We start from the raw sequence: 17,057 nt of genomic DNA, 5'->3' as shown, positions 1-17,057 counted from the left end.
GGCTGGTACCCTAAATTCGAAGTACTGAACAGACCGATGAGCGACTGGTTAGACGAGATCCACTGGAACAGCGACGGCCTGGTACCGGCCATTGCCCAGGACCCCGCCACGGGGCGTATCCTGATGATGGCCTGGATGAACCGCGAATCCCTGGCCCTGACCGCCGCCGAAGGCCGCGCGGTCTACTGGTCGCGCTCGCGCAACCGCCTATGGCGCAAGGGCGAGGAATCCGGCCACGTGCAGCGGGTCCTGGAACTGCGTCTGGATTGCGACGCCGACGTGGTAGTGCTGCAGGTGGAGCAACTGGGCGGCATCGCCTGCCACACCGGCCGGGAAAGCTGCTTCTATCGGGTACTGCGCGATGACCAGTGGGAGACTGTCGACCCAGTCCGCAAGGATCCCAGTGCCATCTATGCCGGAGGCCACGGCCATGACTGACACCCTCGCGCGCCTGGCGCAGGTGCTGGAAGAACGCAAGCAGGCCGCCCCGGACTCCTCCTATGTGGCCAGTCTCTACCACAAGGGCCTGAACAAGATCCTGGAAAAGGTGGGCGAAGAAAGCGTCGAGACCATTCTCGCCGCCAAGGACGCCGCCATCAGCCAGCAGTACGACGACGTCATCTACGAGACCGCCGACCTCTGGTTCCACAGCCTGATCATGCTTTCGGCCCTCGGCCAGCATCCCCAGGCCGTGCTGGACGAACTGGACCGCCGCTTCGGCCTCTCCGGGCATGCCGAAAAGGCCGCCCGCACTCAATCCTGACCCCAAGCTTCGCAACGAGGAAAAACCATGGGTATCTTCGACTGGAAACACTGGATCGTCATCCTGCTCGTCGTGGTGATCGTCTTTGGCACCAAACGCCTGAAGCACCTCGGCTCCGATGTGGGCGAGGCCATCAAGGGCTTCCGCAAGGCCATGCATACCGACGAGGACGACAAGGCCGAGCAGCCGTCGACCACCGGCACGGCCAATCCGAACGCCCCCCTGAGCCGTCCCCAGACCTTCGACGCCGAGCACCGCAAGGTCGAAGAGCCGGTGGTGCGCAAGGACTAAGGCCCTCTCATGTTCGGAATCAGCTTTCCCGAAATGATGCTGGTAGGGTTCGTCGCCCTGCTGGTATTGGGTCCGGAGCGCCTGCCAGGCGCGGCGCGCACCGCAGGCTTGTGGATCGGTCGGCTGCGGCGCAGCTTCAACAGCATCCGCCAGGAAGTGGAGCGCGAGATCGGCGCTGACGAAATTCGCCAGCAGCTGCGCAACGAGCATATCCTGTCCATGGAACAGCGCGACAACCGGCCCAAACCTGCCGCTTCCGTCCCGGAAGCCCAGATGCCGCCTATCGCCGCTGCCCCGCCCATGCCTCAGGACGTGGTTGCCGAACGCCCGCAGGATCCGCCCCAGACGCCGCCAAGAGCACCATGAGCGACAAGCCTTCCGAACATGATGACCAGGAAATGCCCCTGGTCTCGCACCTGACCGAACTGCGTACGCGCATCCTGAGATGCGTACTGGCGACCTTTCTGATCTTTCTCGGGCTGTTCTACTTCGCCCAGAAGATCTACGCCTTCGCTTCCGAGCCGATCCGCCGCGTGCTGCCCGAAGGCGCGACCATGATCTCCACGGACGTCACCTCGCCCTTTCTCGCGCCCTTCAAGCTGACCCTGGTGGTGTCGCTGTTCATCGCCATGCCGGTGATCCTGCATCAGGTCTGGGGGTTTGTGGCACCCGGGTTGTATCGCCATGAAAAGAAAGTCGCCATCCCGCTGCTGATCTCCAGCATCGTGCTGTTCTACGCCGGCATGGCCTTCGCCTACTTCCTGGTGTTCCCGATCATCTTCCACTTCTTCAGCAGCATCACGCCGGAAGGCGCCATGATGATGCCGGACCTGAACGCCTATCTGGATTTCATCCTGACGCTGTTCTTCGCCTTTGGCGTCGCCTTCGAGATTCCCGTGGCCACCGTGCTGCTGATCTGGATCGGCGTGGTCGACGTGACCTACCTGAAGAAGATCCGCCCCTACGTCATCATCGGCTGCTTCGTGGTCGGCATGATCCTGACGCCACCGGATGTCTTCTCCCAGACCATGCTGGCCGTGCCCATGTGGCTGCTGTTCGAGATCGGCCTGCTGTTCGGCCGCTTCGTGCAGAAGCGCGAGCGCCCGGTCAATGATGACGACGCCAGTCCCGAAGCCCAGCCGCCCGCCGAACGCCCGTGAATCTGATCCTGCTCGAAGCGGCCGACTTCACGGCCGCTGACCGGGTCGTGCTGCGCGATCCGCGCCGTCTCGCCCATCTGCGCGAGGTCCACCAGGCGGCCGCGGGCGATCAAATGCGCGTCGGCCTGCTGAATGGCCTGATGGGGTCCGGCCAGATCGAGTCCCTCGATGCCGGCCAGGCCTGTCTCAACGTCACCCTCGACCAATCACCACCGGCCAAGCTGCCGCTCACCCTGCTGCTCGCCCTGCCCCGCCCCAAGATGCTGCGCCGGGTGCTGCAGACCGTATCCGCCATGGGCGTCGCGCGCCTGGTGCTGCTCAACAGCTATCGGGTGGAAAAGAGCTTCTGGCAGACCCCGTTCCTGGAACCCCGGGCCATCGAGGAGCAATTGCGCCTCGGGCTGGAGCAGGCGCGGGACACGGTGCTGCCGGAGGTACTGATCGAAAAGAGATTCAAGCCCTTCGTCGAGGATCGCCTGCCCGCACTGGCAGCCGGCACCCGCGGCCTGGTCGGCCATCCGGGCAGCTATCCCGCCTGCCCTCGTGCCCTCGACGAGCCCGTGACGCTGGCGATCGGCCCTGAGGGTGGCTGGATACCCTACGAGGTGGAGAAGTTGCAGGCGGCCGGCCTGGCGCCCGTACAGCTCGGTGAGCGCATCCTGCGCGTCGAGAACGCCGTACCCGCCCTGCTCGCCCGCCTGTTCTAGCTCGATCACGGACAAGAAAAAGCCCCGGCGTCTTGCGACACCGGGGCTTTTTCATGCGCGGAGCGCCTCCTCAGGAGGCAGGCCGCGGGGTCAGGCTGGCAGGACTGGCCGCGGCATCCGCCGCCGAATCGCTGTGGGAGCGCGGCCGCAGGGTGGCGTAGGCGTCCCGCCAGTTGCGGTGCTCTTCGGCTTTCCAGACCTGCAGGTGCAGTTGCGCCATGCCGTCCGGATCGCTGAGCAGACGCCACTGGTCGTCGCCCTTGGTCTTCTCGGGGCCGGCGGCCAACACTCGCGCCACCCGCTCTTCGCGCAGCCGACGGGCCGGCTCCACCACCTTGCCGTGGCGACCCCGGGCCATGCCGATGGCCAGGGCATTGAGCACCGGATCGACAGTGGCGCGGAGGAAGCCCTTGGTCAGGGCGTTGCGGTTGTTCAGGTGCAGGTACTCGTCGGTCGCCACCAGCTCGCGCGGCGGTGCGTATTCTTCCGGGATCAGGAACAGATGATGCCGGCGACTGCCCAGACCCAGGTTGGTACGACTGGAAATCACCGATACCGGAGCCGACAGGATCAGCGACACCACGATGGGCGACAGCCACCAGAGGAAGCGCGGGTCCAGCCAGGCCACGCCGGCGGTCCAGATCAGGCCGAGCAGCATCTGCGAACCATGACGGCGGAAGGCTTCGCTCCAGGGCGTGTCGTTGTCGTCACGCTGGGGCGAATTCCACTGCACCGACCAGCCGAGGAAGGCGGCGGTCACGAACACCGTGTGGAACAGCATCCGCACCGGTGCCAGCAGCACCGAGAAGAGCATCTCCAGCATCATGGAGAGGAACAGCCGCAGACCTCCGCCGAATTCCTTGGCGCCCTTGGCGATGATCAGCACCACGCTGAGCAGCTTGGGCAGGAACAGCAGGATCAGGGTGGTGGAGAACAGCGCGATGGCCTGCTCCGGGTGCCACTGGGGCCAGACCGGGAACAGCTGCCGTGGCTGGAAGAAGTACTGGGGCTCCAGCAGCTTGTGGATCGCCAGCAGGGCCGTGGACAGCACCAGGAAGAGGAACCACAGCGGCGCCGACAGGTAGGACATCACCCCGGTCAGGAACACCGCACGGTGCACCGGGTGCATGCCCTTGACCAGGAACAGCCGGAAGTTCATCAGGTTGCCATGGCACCAGCGGCGGTCGCGCTTGAGTTCGTCCAGCAGGTTGGGCGGCAGTTCTTCGTAGCTGCCCGGCAGGTCGTAGGCGATCCACACGCCCCAGCCGGAACGCCGCATCAGCGCCGCCTCGACGAAGTCGTGGGACAGGATGGCGCCGGCGAACGAGCCCGTGCCTGGCAAGGGAGCCAGGGCGCAGTGATCGATGAACGGCTTGACCCGGATGATGGCGTTGTGGCCCCAGTAGTGGGATTCACCCAGCTGCCAGAAGTGCAGACCGGCGGTGAACAGCGGACCATACACCCGGGTGGCGAACTGTTGCAGACGCGCGTACAGGGTATCCATGCCGGACGCCTTGGGCGCGGTCTGGATGATGCCGGCACGGGGATTGGCTTCCATCAGCCGGACCAGACTGGACAGGCATTCGCCGCTCATCACGCTGTCGGCGTCGAGCACTACCATGTACTTGTACTGGCTGCCCCAGCGACGGCAGAAGTCGTCGATGTTGCCGCTCTTGCGCTTCACCCGACGCCGACGGCGGCGATAGAAGATATGACCGAAGCCACCGACTTCACGGCACAGCTCCAGCCAGGCCTTCTCTTCGGCCACGCATTTGTCCGGATCGTTGCTGTCGCTGAGGATGAAGAAGTCGAAGTGCTCCAGCTCGCCACTGGCACGGACCGACTCGTAGGTCGCTCGCAGACCGGCGAAGACCCGCGGCACGTCCTCGTTGGCGATGGGCATCACCAGGGCGGTACGCGACTGCGGATCGATCGGCTCGGTCCCGGTGGAGCTGGCGGAGATGCTGTACTTGTCACGACCGCTGAGCAGCTGCCAGAAGCCCATCAGGGCGGTCCAGAAACCAGCGGAGACCCAGCAGAACAGCAGGGCGAAGAGCAGCAGGATGCTGGTCTGCACCACATAGGGCAGGACCTGGCGGACGGATTCGCCCCAGCCCTGTTGATAGACCTCGCCAAGATCGACCAGCGCCCAGCCCTGATAGGGCAGCACCGCCTTCATGTACCAGGTCGCGATGCCGGTCTGCGCCAGCATCAGGATCAACAGAATGAAGCGGCGAAAGGAACCTACCTTGCGCCAATGCGCGTGGGCATCGGCCTCGGGATCGGGCTGCCAGCGGCTGTGGTCCTTGCGGCCGAGCAGACGCTTCCAGCTCCGGGTCACGGGGTTGGTGCGCCAGGGATCGGGCACCATCATGGACCGGGTCATGGGCGGGGTGGCCTTGATGAAAACCCGGCCCTGAGCATCGCTGCCCAGCAGTTCGCCGTCTTCCAGGGTGTCGTCCCAACCGGCGGCGAGGCGCGCTTCGGTGGAGGCGATCACCGCATCGGCGCCCTGGGCGCCCTCGCCGCGGGCACCGGCCAGTTGCCGGTGCAGCGACTCGATGTCGGCCGTCTGGTCCAGCGCCTGCCGCTGCCCGGAGGGCAACGGCAGGTGTTCGAGGTAGTCGCCAGCAGCGGCGACCGAGGTATCGCGGGTGGTGTTATTCATTGGCAGGTAGCTGGTAAGTCCAGGTTTCGCTGAGCGGTTTGTCACCCTGGGCGAGGTTGGCGCGCATTTCCACCGGCTTGGTCTGATCCTTGACCTTGAGTCTCAAGGTCAGGCGATAGCCTTTGGTAACCGGGTTGTAGCGCACAGAGTTCTCGACCAGTTCACCGTTGGCATCCAGGCTGACCTGGGAGCCGACCTGCGAATCCTCGGGCAGATCATCGAGGTTCGGACCTTCGAAGTCGATGACGTAGGCCAGGCTGCCATCGGTCTGACGAACCAGGTTGGACTGGCGCACGTCGCCGGTGGACAGGCGGGTCTGGGAGACCCAGGCCAGGTCCTTGGTGTGCAGGTTGGGTTCGTCGGTGGTGAAGTGCAGGCGATAGCTGACGTCGATCGGCTGACCCTTCTCAGGCAGCGTATCCGGCGTCCAGAAGGCCACGATGTTGTCGTTGGTCTCGTCCGGCGTGGGGATTTCCACCAGTTCGACGTGACCCTTGCCCCAGTCGCCCTTGGGCTCGACCCAGCCGCTCGGGCGCTTGTCGTAGCGCTCGTCCAGATCCTGGTACTTGTAGAACTCGTGGCCGCGTTGCAGCAAGCCGAAACCGCGCGGATTCTCGATGGTGTAGGTGCTGACCGACAGGCGACGCGGGTTGTTCAGCGGGCGCCACAGCCACTCGCCATTGCCGGCATGGATGGCCAGGCCATTGGAGTCGTGCAGAGCGGGCCGGTAGTTGACCTGGGCGCTCGGCTGGTTGGGGCCGAACAGGTACATGCTGGTCAGCGGAGCGATGCCGAGCTTGTTGACGTTGTCGCGCAGGAACACCTTGGCTTCGACATCGACGGTGCTGTCCTTGCCAGGCGTCAGCACGAAGCGATAGGCACCGGTGGCCCGGGGCGAATCGAGCAGGGCATAGATCACCAGGTTGCGGCGATCCGACTGGGGTTGTTCGACCCAGAATTCGGTGAAGCGGGGAAATTCCTCGCCGGACGGCAACGCCGTGTCGATGGCCAGACCGCGGGCAGACAGGCCATAGACCTGGTTCTTGCCGATCACGCGGAAATAGCTGGCACCGAGCATGGTCATCAGCTCGTCATGCTTGTCCGCCTTGTTCAGCGGATAGAGCACCTTGAAACCGGCGAAGCCGAGATCCTTGAGTTGGGCCTGGTCGATCTGCAGGTTGCCAAAGTTGAACATCGAGGGATCGTATTTGATCTCTTCGACGTTGTTGGCGGTGACCTCGTTGATCTTCACCGGCACGCTGTAGTGCATGCCCTCGTGATAGAAGTTGAGGCGGAAGGGCGTCTTGGCGTCCTTCCAGTAGGCCTTGTCCTGATTGAAGGTGATCTGCTGATAATCGGCATACTTCATGCCGCTGAAGGATGCGGGCAGGTTGCTCTTGGGCGCGACGAACTTCTGGCCGGAGAGCTCTTTGGCCTTGGCGGCCACGTCGTCCAGGCTGAAGGCCAGGGCCTGGGCACTGAACAGGCCCAGTGCGATGGAGAGCCCGACAAGGGCGAAGCCCTGTTTGCCCGGTTTAACTTTGGAATGAGATAACACGCAGCCTCCTAAATCAGCGTACGAATACGTTTGGCAACAGGTGGTCGCGAAACGGATAAGCAGTGGTCCGACTCCCTCAGGGGCCAATGATTCCCCAGTTGGACGACCGTTCAAACTCGAACTGCGCAATCATAGACACTTGGCAGGGCGCTGTAAGGGGCGCCCTCACTAAATCGACAATAAAAATGTCACTGGTCCATCGTTGACCAGGGAAACCTGCATGTCGGCGCCGAACCGACCGGTCTGCACCGCGGGATGCAGATCGCGAGCGAGAGCCACCAGGTGATCAAACAGCTGCTCGCCCTGGGCGGGTGGGGCGGCAGTGGAAAAGCTCGGCCGCCGCCCGCTGCGGGTGTCGGCGGCCAGGGTGAACTGGGAGACCAGCAACAGACCGCCCGCCACATCCTGCAGGGACAGATTCATGCGCTGCTCACTGTCGGCGAACACCCGATACTCCAACAACCGCTTGAGCATCCGGCCACAGGCCGCCTCGTCATCCTCGGGCTCGATACCGACGAACACCAGCAGGCCCGGGCCTATGGCGCCTATCGTCTCCCCCTCCACTTCCACGCTAGCGCGAGTGACCCGTTGCAGCAGCGCCTTCACTCGGCCTCCTGGGGCAGATCGAGCAACTGGCGGGCGATCTGATCGGTCGCCCGTACCAGGGCGTCACAGATGCCAGGCTCGCTCGCCGCATGGCCGGCGTCACGGATGATCTGCAACTCGCTGCCGGGCCAGGCATGATGCAGGGCCCAGGCATTGTCCAGGGGACAGACCATGTCGTAGCGGCCATGAACGATCACCGCCGGGAGATGGGCGATACGCGGCATGTCGCGCAGCAACTGGTCGGGCTCGAGGAAGGCGTCGTTGACGAAGTAGTGGCATTCGATGCGGGCGATGGCCAGGGCATGCTCGCTGAATTTTTCCAGCACGTCGGGATTGGGCCTCAGGGTCACGGTGCGCCCCTCCCAGCAGGACCAGGCGCGCGCCGCGGACATCTGCGCCAGTTCGTCCGGCCCGGTCAGGCGTCGATAGTAGGCCTGGATGAGGTTGCCGCGCTCCTCCTCGGCGATGGGGTGCAGATAGTCCTGCCAGAAGTCGGGGAACAGCCGGCTCGCGCCTTCCTGGTAGAACCACTGCAGATCCACCGGCCGCGCGAGAAAGATGCCGCGCAGGATAAGCGCCCGCACGCGCTCGGGATGCCGCTGCGCATAGGCCAGGGCCAGGGTCGACCCCCAGGAGCCGCCGAACAGCACCCATTGCTCGATGCCCAGGTGCTCACGCAGTCGCTCGATGTCCTCGACCAGGTGCCAGGTGGTGTTGTTTTCCAGGCTGGCATAGGGCGTGGAGCGACCGCAGCCGCGCTGGTCGAAGGTGACGATGCGATAGAGGTTGGGATCGAAGAAGCGCCGACTCAGGCGATCGCAGCCGGAACCAGGCCCGCCATGGAGGAACAGCACCGGCAGGCCGTCGGGCGAGCCGCTCTCATCGGCGTAGAGTACATGGGGCGCTTCGACGGCCAGCTCGTGGCGGGCATAGGGCTTGATTTCCGGGTACAGATTCAGCATGTCGCGCTCCGCAGGGCAGGGTCGGCTTCTTCATCATAGACCTGCACCTTACCTGGTTTCCACGCTGCTCGGGCTTGCCTCGCATCCGCGCCTGGCCGCACCATCATCGGCCTGTCGCCCAAGGAGCCCCCGCATGTCCGAGTCCACGCTGCAGTTGTTGCTGATCGATCCGCAGAACGACTTCTGCGACCTGCCGGGCGCCGCCCTGCCGGTGCCTGGCGCCGTGGCCGGACTGCAACGCGTCGCCGCCCTGATCGAGCGTCTTGGACCCCGGCTCAGCGGGGTGCATGTGACCCTGGATTCACACCAGCCGCTGCACATCGCTCATCCGCATGGGTGGCAGGATGCCAACGGGCAACCGCCGGCGCCCTTTACCCAGATCGACGCGGACGAGGTGGCCAGCGGTCGCTGGCAGACCCGGGATCCGGCCGAGCGCGCCCGCGGGCTGGCCTATGTGCGGGCGCTGGAAGCGGGGGGCCGTTATCGACTGGTGATCTGGCCGGAACACTGCCTAATAGGCGGCTGGGGCCATGGGGTGCAGGAGGATGTCCACCAGGCGCTCAATGCCTGGGGCCGAGCGCAGGGTCGCCAGGTGGACTTCATCGCCAAGGGTGGCAATCCGCACACCGAGCACTATTCGGCACTGCGCGCCGAGGTGGTGGATCCAACCGACCTGGATACCGCCGTGGACGTCAGGCTGATCGCCCGGCTACAGGCGGCTGGCACGCTGCTGGTGGCGGGCGAAGCCCTGTCGCACTGCGTGGCCAGTACCCTGCGCGATCTGCTGGAATTCTGGCCGACGAACCGGCGTCAGGACCTTGTGCTGCTGACCGACTGTAGCCATTCGGTGCCCGGTTTCGAGACCCAGGGCGAGGCCTTCCTGGCTGAGATGCGCGCTGCCGGTGTTCGGCTGGCAGCATCGACGGACGAGCTGTAGCTCGCCCGTCGCCTGGCCTATTTGATCTCGTAGAGACCGGTATAGGTTGCCGAGGCCAACTGGTTGAGGTGGAGCATGAAGCGCCCGACGGCATTGGTCGCCTCGGCCGGCACCGGTAGCTGCTCGACCTTGAGCGCATGCAGCTGGAAGATGTAGCGGTGCGGCTTGTCGCCCTTGGGCGGCGCAGCGCCACCAAAGCCGCGGGTGCCATAGTCGTTGATCAGTTGCAGCGCACCCGCGGGCAGGCCCGAACCATCGGCGCGACCGGCGTCTTCCGCCAGCCCCTGGGTGCCGACCGGGATGTTGACCACGACCCAGTGCCAGAAACCGCTGCCGGTGGGGGCATCGGGATCATAGACGGTCAGCGCGAGGCTCTTGGTATCGGCGGGTAGATCGGACCACTGCAAGGCGGGCGAAATGTTCTCGCCGTGGGCGCCGAAGTCGGCCACGTCGAACTCGTGGCGCTTGGGCATGAAACCATTGTCGGCAAAGGCGTCGGTCCAGAGTTTCACGAGCGGGCTCCTCCTGGCTAGGGCATGTGGGCGTCGGTCTCGCGCCAGACCAGACGATTGAGGTTGTAGCCCTTCTCGCGGGCGATGCGCAGCAGCTTCTCGCTCTGCGCCGCGGAGATATCGGGCTTGCGGGCCAGTAACCAGAGGTACTTGCGATCCGGACTGCCGACCAGGGCGGTCTTGTAGTCGTCATCGACGTAGAGGATCCAGTAGGGCCCCTTGGCCACATTGGGCAGGACGCCACTGAACCAGGTGTCGAAGCGCACTTCCAGGCGGTCGGTCACACCCGGCTTGATCGGGGTGGCGGTACCGGTAGCCTCCTGGACCTTACCGTTCAGGGTGCGGCAGCGATTGAACACCGCCACCGAGCCATCGGACATGACGTGGTAATTGGCTTCGGACTGGGCGCACTTGCGCTGAAAGAACATCGGCAGCCGCGCCAGTTCGTACCAGTGTCCCTGATAACGCTGCAGATCGACATTGCCGGCGGTGAGCGGTGGGACTTCACGCGGACCGCTGGCACAGGCCGCGAGCAGTCCGGCGGCACCCGCCAACAGCAAAAATTTGGTAGAGGTTTTCATCGCAGACCCTGCCCGGCAAACATCGCCACCTTATCGTTGAGATACTGCACGCTGATGAAGGAGCCGCGATCACCCCAGGTACAGGTGGTGACGCCCAGGGCGCCCGCGCATTCCGTGGGCGCACCCAGGATCTGCTCCACCTCGGCCTTGGTCTGTCCGGCCTTGAGCCGGGAATAGTTTTCCTGGGTCACCTTGCCGCAACCGGCCAGTATCAGGCTGCCCACCAGCAACAGCGCCATGCGCCACTTCATACCTGCCTCCTCCATCCTGACGGCAAGGCTATAGAGCCCACCCGGCCGTCAGGGTTCGCTTTCTCAGCTGGCGAGATAGGAGGAACGGGTCAACCCCAGGCGCATGGCGTCGAGGAACTGGGTGCGCTCGCGCGCGGTGAGGCGGGCACTGGCGACCTTGTCGCGGTAGTAGGTCATCAGCTCTTCCGGCGAGAGGTGCACGTACCTGAGCATGTCCTCGATGGTGTCGTGAGTCTCGATACCACCGTGGCGCACGCTGCCATCGGCATCCTGGTAGACGTTCACCGAGTCGGTGTCGCCGAACAGGTTGTGCATGTCGCCGAGGATCTCCTGGTAGGCACCTACCAGGAACACCGCCAGCAAGTAGTCCTCGCCCTCGCGCACCTCGTGCACCGGCAGGCTGGTCTCGATGCTCTGCTCGTCGACGTACTGCTTGATCTTGCCGTCGGAGTCACAGGTGAGGTCCTGCAGCACGGCGCGGCGCACCGGCTCCTCGTCGAGCCGGGTCAAGGGCACGATGGGCAGGATCTGGTCGATGGCCCAGGTGTCCGGCAGGCTCTGGAACACGGAGAAGTTGCAGATGTACTTGTCGGCCAGCTTGTCGTTGAGCTCGTCGAGCACCTGGCGATGGGAACGCTGACGCGCCTTGAGCTGGTTGTACAGGCGACGGCAGATGGCGAAGTAGCACTGTTCGGCCAGGGCCTTGTCGCCCAGGCTGAGGCTGCCCGCGGCGTACTGGGCAGCGGCTTCGCTGACGTACTGGGTAGCACGCCAGTAGGTCTCGGTCACCATTTCCGGATCGGTATCGCCCAGCAGCTCGGCCAGCCACTGCACGACCTCGGCCTTCCCTTCGAAGCGCTCGCTGGCCGGCACGCTGTCGTTGTGGCGCTCGACGTCGGTGACCTGCATCACCAGCATGGCGTGGTGGGCGGTCATGGCACGGCCGCTTTCCGAGAAGATGTTCGGATGCGGCAATTCCTGCTGGTCACAGAATTCCTTGAGCATGCCGACCACGGTACCGGCGTAGTCATCCATGTCGTAGTTGATGGAGCTGGCGTTGCGCGAATGGGTGCCGTCGTAGTCCACGCCCAGGCCGCCGCCGACGTCGATGTGATCCAGCGGCAGGCCCAGGGCGCGCAGCTCGGCGTAATAGCGGATGGCCTCGCGGAAGCCCTGGCGATAGTCAGCCAGGTTGGCGATCTGCGATCCCATGTGGAAGTGCAGCAGGCGCACACCCTGCTCCAGGCCAGCGGCGCGGAAGCGCTCGATCACCGACAGCAGCTGGGCGGCGGAGAGGCCGAACTTGGACTTCTCGCCACCGGTATCGGCCCATTTGCTCGACGCCAGGGACGACAGTCGCACCCGCAGGCCGACCTGGGGTGTGACCTTGAGCTCGGCCGCCTCCTCGATCACCAGCGGGACCTCGGATTCCTTCTCGATGACGATGAAGACGCTATGACCGAGCTTCTGCCCCATCAGCGCCAGACGGATGAATTCGCGGTCCTTGTAGCCGTTGCAGACGATGGTGCCGCCCTTGGGCGCCAGCGCCAGCACCGCCATCAGCTCCGGCTTGGAGCCAGCTTCCAGGCCGATGGAGACGTCGCGGGTGGCGATGATGTTTTCCACCACCGCCTCCTGCTGGTTGACCTTGATCGGATAGAGGGCGGTGTAGCGGCCCTGGTAGTCGAGGCGCTCGATGTTGCGATCGAAGGCGCCCGTCAGGTGACGCACCTGGCCCTGGAGAATGTCGGGGAAACGTACCAGCAGCGGCAGCGACAGTCCCGCTTCGCGTAGCTGGCCGACCAATACGTGCAGGTCGATCGGTTGGCCGTCCGGGCCGTGGGGCCGGACCTCGACGTTGCCGGCATCGCTGATGGCGAAGTAGCCGGCACCCCAGTGGCGAATACCATAGACGCTGCGGCTGTCCGCCACGGTCCACTGGCTGCCGTCATCTTTGCGCGTGCGTCGTGGGGACATTCGCGGGAATCTCCTGTAGGGAATCTTGCTTTGGATGGACCGCCGCCAGGGGCGGTAAGTTGTACGCAGAGGCTGGAAGGCCTGGCCTAGCCGCCGGAGCGCTTGGTCTTGAAGCCGCGCTTTTCGAGTTCGCCGAGCAGCAGGTCGACATGGTCACCCTGGATCTCGATGACGCCATCCTTGAGCGCCCCACCCGTCCCACAGCGGCGCTTGAGCGCACTGGCCAGGTCCTTGAGCTCTTCCTCGCCCAGGGGTACGCCACTGACCGTGGTGACCGTCTTGCCGCCACGCCCCTTGGTTTCACGCCGGACCCGGGCGATGCCGTCACCGGCCGGCACCGGCGCCTGGGGTTCTTCCGGACGGATGCGGCCGACGTCGGTGGAATACACCAGGCGGCTGAGGTCCGACAGGGACGAGGCTTTCTTGCTCAAGGGGTGGTCCTCCCAGTTCGGGTTCAGGCGCCAGGCGCCTGGAGGAAACCTTGGATGCAGCGCCAGCCAGTACGGGCCGCGCTATTCCGGGGCCGCGCAATGTAGCAGTATCGACCCCGGATGCTAAGGCGCGAATGCGAGAAATTAAGGCAGGGATGCGACATCCGTTTGGCCGAGGACCAGCCGCAGGGCTTCGAGGGAATCCGGACAGTACGGCAGGCGCCGTGCCTCGTCGAGAATCATCGCAGGCAGGAGAAAACGCGCTTCCAGCACCTCTTCCGGCTGCAAGCGCAGCGGACCCTTCCAGCAGGCGCTGAACACTCCGCCCCAGAGTCGATTGCCCGGCTCTTCAAAGTAGAAGGTGCCGTGCTCGCGCAGCGCTATACCGCTGACGCCCAGCTCCTCGGCCAGCTCCCGCGCCGCCGAATCCGCATAACTCTCGTCCGGCGCCACCATGCCGCCAGCGGCGACGTCCCAGTAGCCCGGATAGAGCGCCTTGCTCAGGGTCCGCCGGTGCACGCACAGCTCACCAGCGGCGTTGAACAGCAGGATGAAGGTGCAGCGCCCGATCAAACCGCGGGCGCGCAACTCGGCGCGCGGCAACTGGCCCTGGATCCGATCGTCGCGATCGACCCAGAGCACCATCTCTTGGTCGGAGGCGGCACGATGCGCCGCCTCGCGCGCCCCTATCGTCATCAGCCCTGTTCCAGCAGCTGGCGCAGGTCGATGATGGCGGCGTTGGCGCGGGAGATGTAGTTGGCGATCACCAGCGAGTGATTGGCCAGGATGCCGAAGCCGCTGCCGTTGAGGATCATCGGACTCCAGACCGGTTGCTGCGCCGCTTCCAGCTCACGAATGATCTCGCGCACGTTCACCGTGGCGTTCTTCTTGGCCAGGGTATCGGCGAAGTCCACTTCGATGGCGCGCAGGATATGCGACAGCGCCCAGGCCTGACCGCGGGCCTCGTAGAAGACGTTGTCGATCTGCAGCCAAGGCGTCTCGACGCGCTGTTCGTGCACCTCCGGCACCTGGCCGGCGGGGATGTCCTGGTTCGGCCGCACTTCGGCATCAAGGCGTACGCGACCGACGCTGGCGGAAAGCCGCTGGGACAGCGAGCCCAGACGGGTCTCGACGTCACCCAGCCAGTTGCGCAGGTTGTCCGAGCGCGAATAGAAGTAGGCAGCCTGCTGGCCCTGGGTGTTCTGGCCGCCCAGGCGCGCCAGGTAGCGGTCCAGGGAGGCGATGCCGGCGCGGTATTCCGATTCCGACGAGGGCATGGCCCAGCTGTGGTTGTCGAAATTGAAGCGCGGCTCGGCCTGAGCCAGGTCGACGTCTTCGGTGGACTGCGACTGGGAGCGGGCGAAGTCCTTGCGCAGGGCGCGGGCCAGGTCGCGGGTCTGCACCAGTACGCCGTATTCCCAGGACGGCATGTCGTCCAGCCACAGGCCGGGCGGGAAGATGTCATTGGAGAGATAACCGCCCGGCTTGTCCAGCAGGGTTCCAGCGACCTGCTTGAGCGTCTCGACCGTGGTGTAGCCGAGCACCAGTTTGCGACCGCTGGCCGCAGCTGCCTCTTGGGCATGCTGCTGAACCGGGAAGAAGTCCGGCTCGCGACTCCAGTACCAGCCTATCGCCAGGGTGACCAGCAGGTAGAGCGCTACCAGCACTGCCACCAGCCGGAGCCATCCCGATCTCAAGTTCCACTCCCGCATGGGCAATTCCTTGCAATGATTTCAAAGGTGTTGGCGCTTGGACCCCTGCCGCCGGCGCCGGTTGCGCGGCCCTCGCTGGCAAGGCGGACACGATGCGCGTGCGCAGCCGCTTCCGAGACTAGGGTAACAGGCGACAGACGCTACTCCAGAAGCGACAGACAGTGTCCGTGCAAGCGGCATAGCCGCCGCTAACCAGGGTATCGCCTCTACCCTGCCAGGTTTCAATTGGTAGCATAGGGCCACCACCTCAAGAATGACGGAACAATTCGTGAGCGAACCAGATGATCCGAACCGGGACCGCCTCAAGCTGCACTTCGCCCAGCGGGTCATCCATCAGTCGCGTCAGGTGCTGGAGATCTGGCAACGGTTGCAACGGGACGAATGGACGAGTGGCAGCCTTGCCGAGCTGAGCGACGCCAACGCCCGCCTCCTGCAATACGCGAAGCGCTTCGAACAGCAGGGGCATGCCGATCTCGCCGAGACCATTGGCGGGACCCTGGCCCAGGTCGCCGCCAATCGCGGGCGTCTCAACAGCCAGGCCATCACCGAACTCAGCCAGGCCATGCAGAGCCTGTCGCGCACCGGCCTGCGCCAGGGCGATCAGCTCGAAACCACCAACCTGCCACCGCTGCGCAAGCCGATCTACATCGCGCTGCTCGACACCGAACGCGCCGAGCGCCTGGCGCCGCAAATGGAATACTTCGGCGTCACCATCCAGATCATCCACAACGCCGACGACTTCCGGTCGATGATGGACAGCCGCCACCCGGCGGTCATCGTCATGGACGTGGACTTCGGTGGCCCGGGCGTCGGCATCCGGTTGGCCCTGGAGGCCCAGAACGGTCTCGAGCGCAAGCTGCCGGTGCTGTTCTACAGCCACCAGGAGGCCGACACCCCCTTTCGCCTGGCGGCGGTGCGCGCCGGCGGCCAGGAGTTCTACACCGGCACCCTGGACTCGGCGCGTCTGCTGGAAAAGATCGAGACCCTCACCCGCACCGTCTACTACGATCCGATCCGCGCCCTGGTGGTGGACGACTCCCGCGCCCAGGCCATGGCCACGGAGATGGCGCTCAACAGCGCCGGCATCGTCACCCGCACCCTGATGCAGCCCGGCGCGGTGATGGCGCACCTGGCCGAATTCGTACCCGACCTGATCATCCTCGACATGTACATGCCCGAGTGCACCGGCACCGAACTGGCCAAGGTCATCCGCCAACACGAGCGCTACGTCAGCGTGCCCATCATCTACCTGTCGGCCGAGGACGACCTCGACAAGCAGCTGGATGCCATGAGCGAAGGAGGCGACGACTTCCTCACCAAGCCGATCAAGCCGCGCCACCTGATCGCCACGGTGCGCACCCGCGCCGCCAGGGCGCGCAGCCTGCAAGCGCGCATCGTCCAGGACAGCCTTACCGGCCTGTACAACCACACCCACACCCTGCAACTGCTCGAGGACGCCTGCTTCCGTGCCCGACGCAGCCAGCGGCCGATCACCTTCGCCATGCTGGACATCGACCATTTCAAGCAGGTCAACGACCACTATGGTCACCCCATGGGCGATCGGGTGATCAAGAGTCTGGCGCTGTTTCTCAAGCAGCGGCTGCGCAAGTCCGACCACATCGGCCGTTATGGCGGCGAGGAATTCGCCATCGTCCTGCCCGACACCGACCTGGCCACCGCCACCCGCCTGATCGACGAGATCCGCCAGCGCTTCGCCGAGATCCACTACCCGGCGCCGCCCAAGGAACTCAGCTGCACCTTCAGCGCTGGCGTGGCGCAGCTGCAGCCCGATCAGGAGATGTCGCTGCTGGCCAAGCAGGCGGACGAAGCCCTCTACGCCGCCAAGCATGCCGGACGCAACTGCGTGCGCCAGTACGGCCAGGGCTAGTCTGGCGGGCCGGATGCCTCTGCTATGATCGGCCGCTGCCGATCATCGAGATG

At 65.0% G+C, this 17,057-nt stretch carries 19 protein-coding genes; 8 read left to right on the top strand and 11 right to left on the bottom strand.

What is annotated here, in order from left to right:
• The first annotated feature begins 36 nt into the window (after positions 1–36).
• Genes hisI through PJ259_RS19160 form a run of 6 tightly spaced genes read left to right on the top strand, consistent with a single transcriptional unit; the run spans position 37 to position 2,921 of the window.
• Complete coding sequence (gene hisI / locus PJ259_RS19185) at positions 37–438, top strand: phosphoribosyl-AMP cyclohydrolase (RefSeq protein WP_271653837.1); 402 nt, start codon at positions 37–39, stop codon at positions 436–438.
• Complete coding sequence (locus PJ259_RS19180) at positions 431–763, top strand: phosphoribosyl-ATP diphosphatase (RefSeq protein ID WP_007161606.1); 333 nt, start codon at positions 431–433, stop codon at positions 761–763. The genes hisI and PJ259_RS19180 overlap by 8 nt, the downstream gene beginning before the upstream one ends.
• Positions 764–790: 27 nt before the next feature.
• A complete protein-coding gene (locus PJ259_RS19175) occupies positions 791–1,054 on the top strand; it encodes a twin-arginine translocase TatA/TatE family subunit (protein ID WP_059313492.1) in 264 nt (87 codons plus the stop codon).
• Between the two features lie 9 nt (positions 1,055–1,063).
• Positions 1,064–1,420: a Sec-independent protein translocase protein TatB gene (gene tatB / locus PJ259_RS19170; RefSeq protein WP_271653836.1), complete on the top strand. Its 357-nt coding sequence runs from the start codon at positions 1,064–1,066 to the stop codon at positions 1,418–1,420.
• Positions 1,417–2,214, top strand: coding sequence for a twin-arginine translocase subunit TatC (gene tatC / locus PJ259_RS19165; protein ID WP_271653835.1), 798 nt, complete (start codon positions 1,417–1,419; stop codon positions 2,212–2,214). The genes tatB and tatC overlap by 4 nt, the downstream gene beginning before the upstream one ends.
• A complete protein-coding gene (locus PJ259_RS19160; RefSeq protein WP_271653834.1) occupies positions 2,211–2,921 on the top strand; it encodes a 16S rRNA (uracil(1498)-N(3))-methyltransferase in 711 nt (236 codons plus the stop codon). The genes tatC and PJ259_RS19160 overlap by 4 nt, the downstream gene beginning before the upstream one ends.
• 70 nt (positions 2,922–2,991) lie before the next feature.
• On the opposite strand, the gene mdoH is transcribed toward PJ259_RS19160, so the two are convergent.
• The 4 genes from mdoH to pip form a co-directional block, all read right to left on the bottom strand.
• Positions 2,992–5,589, bottom strand: a complete 2,598-nt coding sequence (mdoH, locus tag PJ259_RS19155) for a glucans biosynthesis glucosyltransferase MdoH (RefSeq protein WP_271653833.1) — start codon at positions 5,587–5,589, stop codon at positions 2,992–2,994.
• Positions 5,582–7,087, bottom strand: coding sequence for a glucan biosynthesis protein G (locus tag PJ259_RS19150; protein WP_313647509.1), 1,506 nt, complete (start codon positions 7,085–7,087; stop codon positions 5,582–5,584). The genes mdoH and PJ259_RS19150 overlap by 8 nt, the downstream gene beginning before the upstream one ends.
• Positions 7,088–7,315: 228 nt before the next feature.
• Positions 7,316–7,753, bottom strand: a complete 438-nt coding sequence (dtd, locus tag PJ259_RS19145) for a D-aminoacyl-tRNA deacylase (RefSeq protein ID WP_271653832.1) — start codon at positions 7,751–7,753, stop codon at positions 7,316–7,318.
• Complete coding sequence (gene pip, locus PJ259_RS19140; RefSeq protein WP_271653831.1) at positions 7,750–8,715, bottom strand: prolyl aminopeptidase; 966 nt, start codon at positions 8,713–8,715, stop codon at positions 7,750–7,752. Before pip ends, dtd begins: the two co-directional genes overlap by 4 nt.
• A gap of 133 nt (positions 8,716–8,848) precedes the next feature.
• On the opposite strand from pip, the gene PJ259_RS19135 reads away from it, so the two are divergent.
• The gene (locus tag PJ259_RS19135) at positions 8,849–9,652 is read left to right on the top strand and encodes a hypothetical protein (RefSeq protein WP_271653830.1); all 804 of its coding nucleotides are present in this window, start codon (positions 8,849–8,851) and stop codon (positions 9,650–9,652) included.
• Positions 9,653–9,669: 17 nt separating this feature from the next.
• Here PJ259_RS19135 and PJ259_RS19130 read toward each other — a convergent pair whose 3' ends face one another.
• The 7 genes from PJ259_RS19130 to PJ259_RS19100 form a co-directional block, all read right to left on the bottom strand.
• Positions 9,670–10,164 carry a YbhB/YbcL family Raf kinase inhibitor-like protein gene (locus PJ259_RS19130; protein ID WP_271653829.1) on the bottom strand — a complete coding sequence of 165 codons (495 nt, stop codon included), beginning with the start codon at positions 10,162–10,164 and terminating at the stop codon, positions 9,670–9,672.
• Positions 10,165–10,181: 17 nt separating this feature from the next.
• Positions 10,182–10,745, bottom strand: a complete 564-nt coding sequence (locus PJ259_RS19125) for a lipocalin family protein (RefSeq protein ID WP_271653828.1) — start codon at positions 10,743–10,745, stop codon at positions 10,182–10,184.
• Positions 10,742–10,996, bottom strand: a complete 255-nt coding sequence (locus PJ259_RS19120; protein ID WP_059313482.1) for a hypothetical protein — start codon at positions 10,994–10,996, stop codon at positions 10,742–10,744. Before PJ259_RS19120 ends, PJ259_RS19125 begins: the two co-directional genes overlap by 4 nt.
• Positions 10,997–11,059: 63 nt before the next feature.
• The gene (gene speA, locus PJ259_RS19115; protein ID WP_059313481.1) at positions 11,060–12,973 is read right to left on the bottom strand and encodes an arginine decarboxylase; all 1,914 of its coding nucleotides are present in this window, start codon (positions 12,971–12,973) and stop codon (positions 11,060–11,062) included.
• 86 nt (positions 12,974–13,059) lie between these two features.
• A complete protein-coding gene (locus PJ259_RS19110) occupies positions 13,060–13,404 on the bottom strand; it encodes a translation initiation factor Sui1 (protein ID WP_059313480.1) in 345 nt (114 codons plus the stop codon).
• A gap of 144 nt (positions 13,405–13,548) precedes the next feature.
• A complete protein-coding gene (locus PJ259_RS19105) occupies positions 13,549–14,100 on the bottom strand; it encodes an NUDIX hydrolase (protein ID WP_271653827.1) in 552 nt (183 codons plus the stop codon).
• A complete protein-coding gene (locus tag PJ259_RS19100) occupies positions 14,100–15,116 on the bottom strand; it encodes a DUF2333 family protein (protein ID WP_059313478.1) in 1,017 nt (338 codons plus the stop codon). The genes PJ259_RS19105 and PJ259_RS19100 overlap by 1 nt, the downstream gene beginning before the upstream one ends.
• 268 nt (positions 15,117–15,384) lie before the next feature.
• Between PJ259_RS19100 and PJ259_RS19095 the strand changes: the two genes are divergently transcribed.
• Complete coding sequence (locus PJ259_RS19095) at positions 15,385–17,004, top strand: response regulator (protein ID WP_271653826.1); 1,620 nt, start codon at positions 15,385–15,387, stop codon at positions 17,002–17,004.
• The last annotated feature ends 53 nt before the right edge of the window (positions 17,005–17,057 follow it).

The organism is Pseudomonas sp. JBR1 (assembly GCF_028198185.1).
Taxonomy (GTDB): Bacteria; Pseudomonadota; Gammaproteobacteria; order Pseudomonadales; family Pseudomonadaceae; genus Chryseomonas; species Chryseomonas oryzihabitans_E.
The sequence above is the reverse complement of the archived record's forward strand: the minus strand, read 5'-3'. Positions and strand labels throughout refer to the sequence as shown.

Bases quoted from the DNA above. Each gene is read 5' to 3' on its own strand.
- tatB (WP_271653836.1), top strand. From the start codon at position 1,064: ATGTTCGGAATCAGCTTTCCCGAAATGATGCTGGTAGGGTTCGTCGCC.
- hisI (WP_271653837.1), top strand. From the start codon at position 37: ATGAGCGACTGGTTAGACGAGATCCACTGGAACAGCGACGGCCTGGTA.
- tatC (WP_271653835.1), top strand. From the start codon at position 1,417: ATGAGCGACAAGCCTTCCGAACATGATGACCAGGAAATGCCCCTGGTC.
- pip (WP_271653831.1), bottom strand. From the start codon at position 8,715: ATGCTGAATCTGTACCCGGAAATCAAGCCCTATGCCCGCCACGAGCTG.
- speA (WP_059313481.1), bottom strand. From the start codon at position 12,973: ATGTCCCCACGACGCACGCGCAAAGATGACGGCAGCCAGTGGACCGTG.
- PJ259_RS19125 (WP_271653828.1), bottom strand. From the start codon at position 10,745: ATGAAAACCTCTACCAAATTTTTGCTGTTGGCGGGTGCCGCCGGACTG.
- PJ259_RS19120 (WP_059313482.1), bottom strand. From the start codon at position 10,996: ATGAAGTGGCGCATGGCGCTGTTGCTGGTGGGCAGCCTGATACTGGCC.
- PJ259_RS19100 (WP_059313478.1), bottom strand. From the start codon at position 15,116: ATGCGGGAGTGGAACTTGAGATCGGGATGGCTCCGGCTGGTGGCAGTG.
- PJ259_RS19135 (WP_271653830.1), top strand. From the start codon at position 8,849: ATGTCCGAGTCCACGCTGCAGTTGTTGCTGATCGATCCGCAGAACGAC.
- PJ259_RS19180 (WP_007161606.1), top strand. From the start codon at position 431: ATGACTGACACCCTCGCGCGCCTGGCGCAGGTGCTGGAAGAACGCAAG.
- PJ259_RS19105 (WP_271653827.1), bottom strand. From the start codon at position 14,100: ATGACGATAGGGGCGCGCGAGGCGGCGCATCGTGCCGCCTCCGACCAA.
- mdoH (WP_271653833.1), bottom strand. From the start codon at position 5,589: ATGAATAACACCACCCGCGATACCTCGGTCGCCGCTGCTGGCGACTAC.
- PJ259_RS19175 (WP_059313492.1), top strand. From the start codon at position 791: ATGGGTATCTTCGACTGGAAACACTGGATCGTCATCCTGCTCGTCGTG.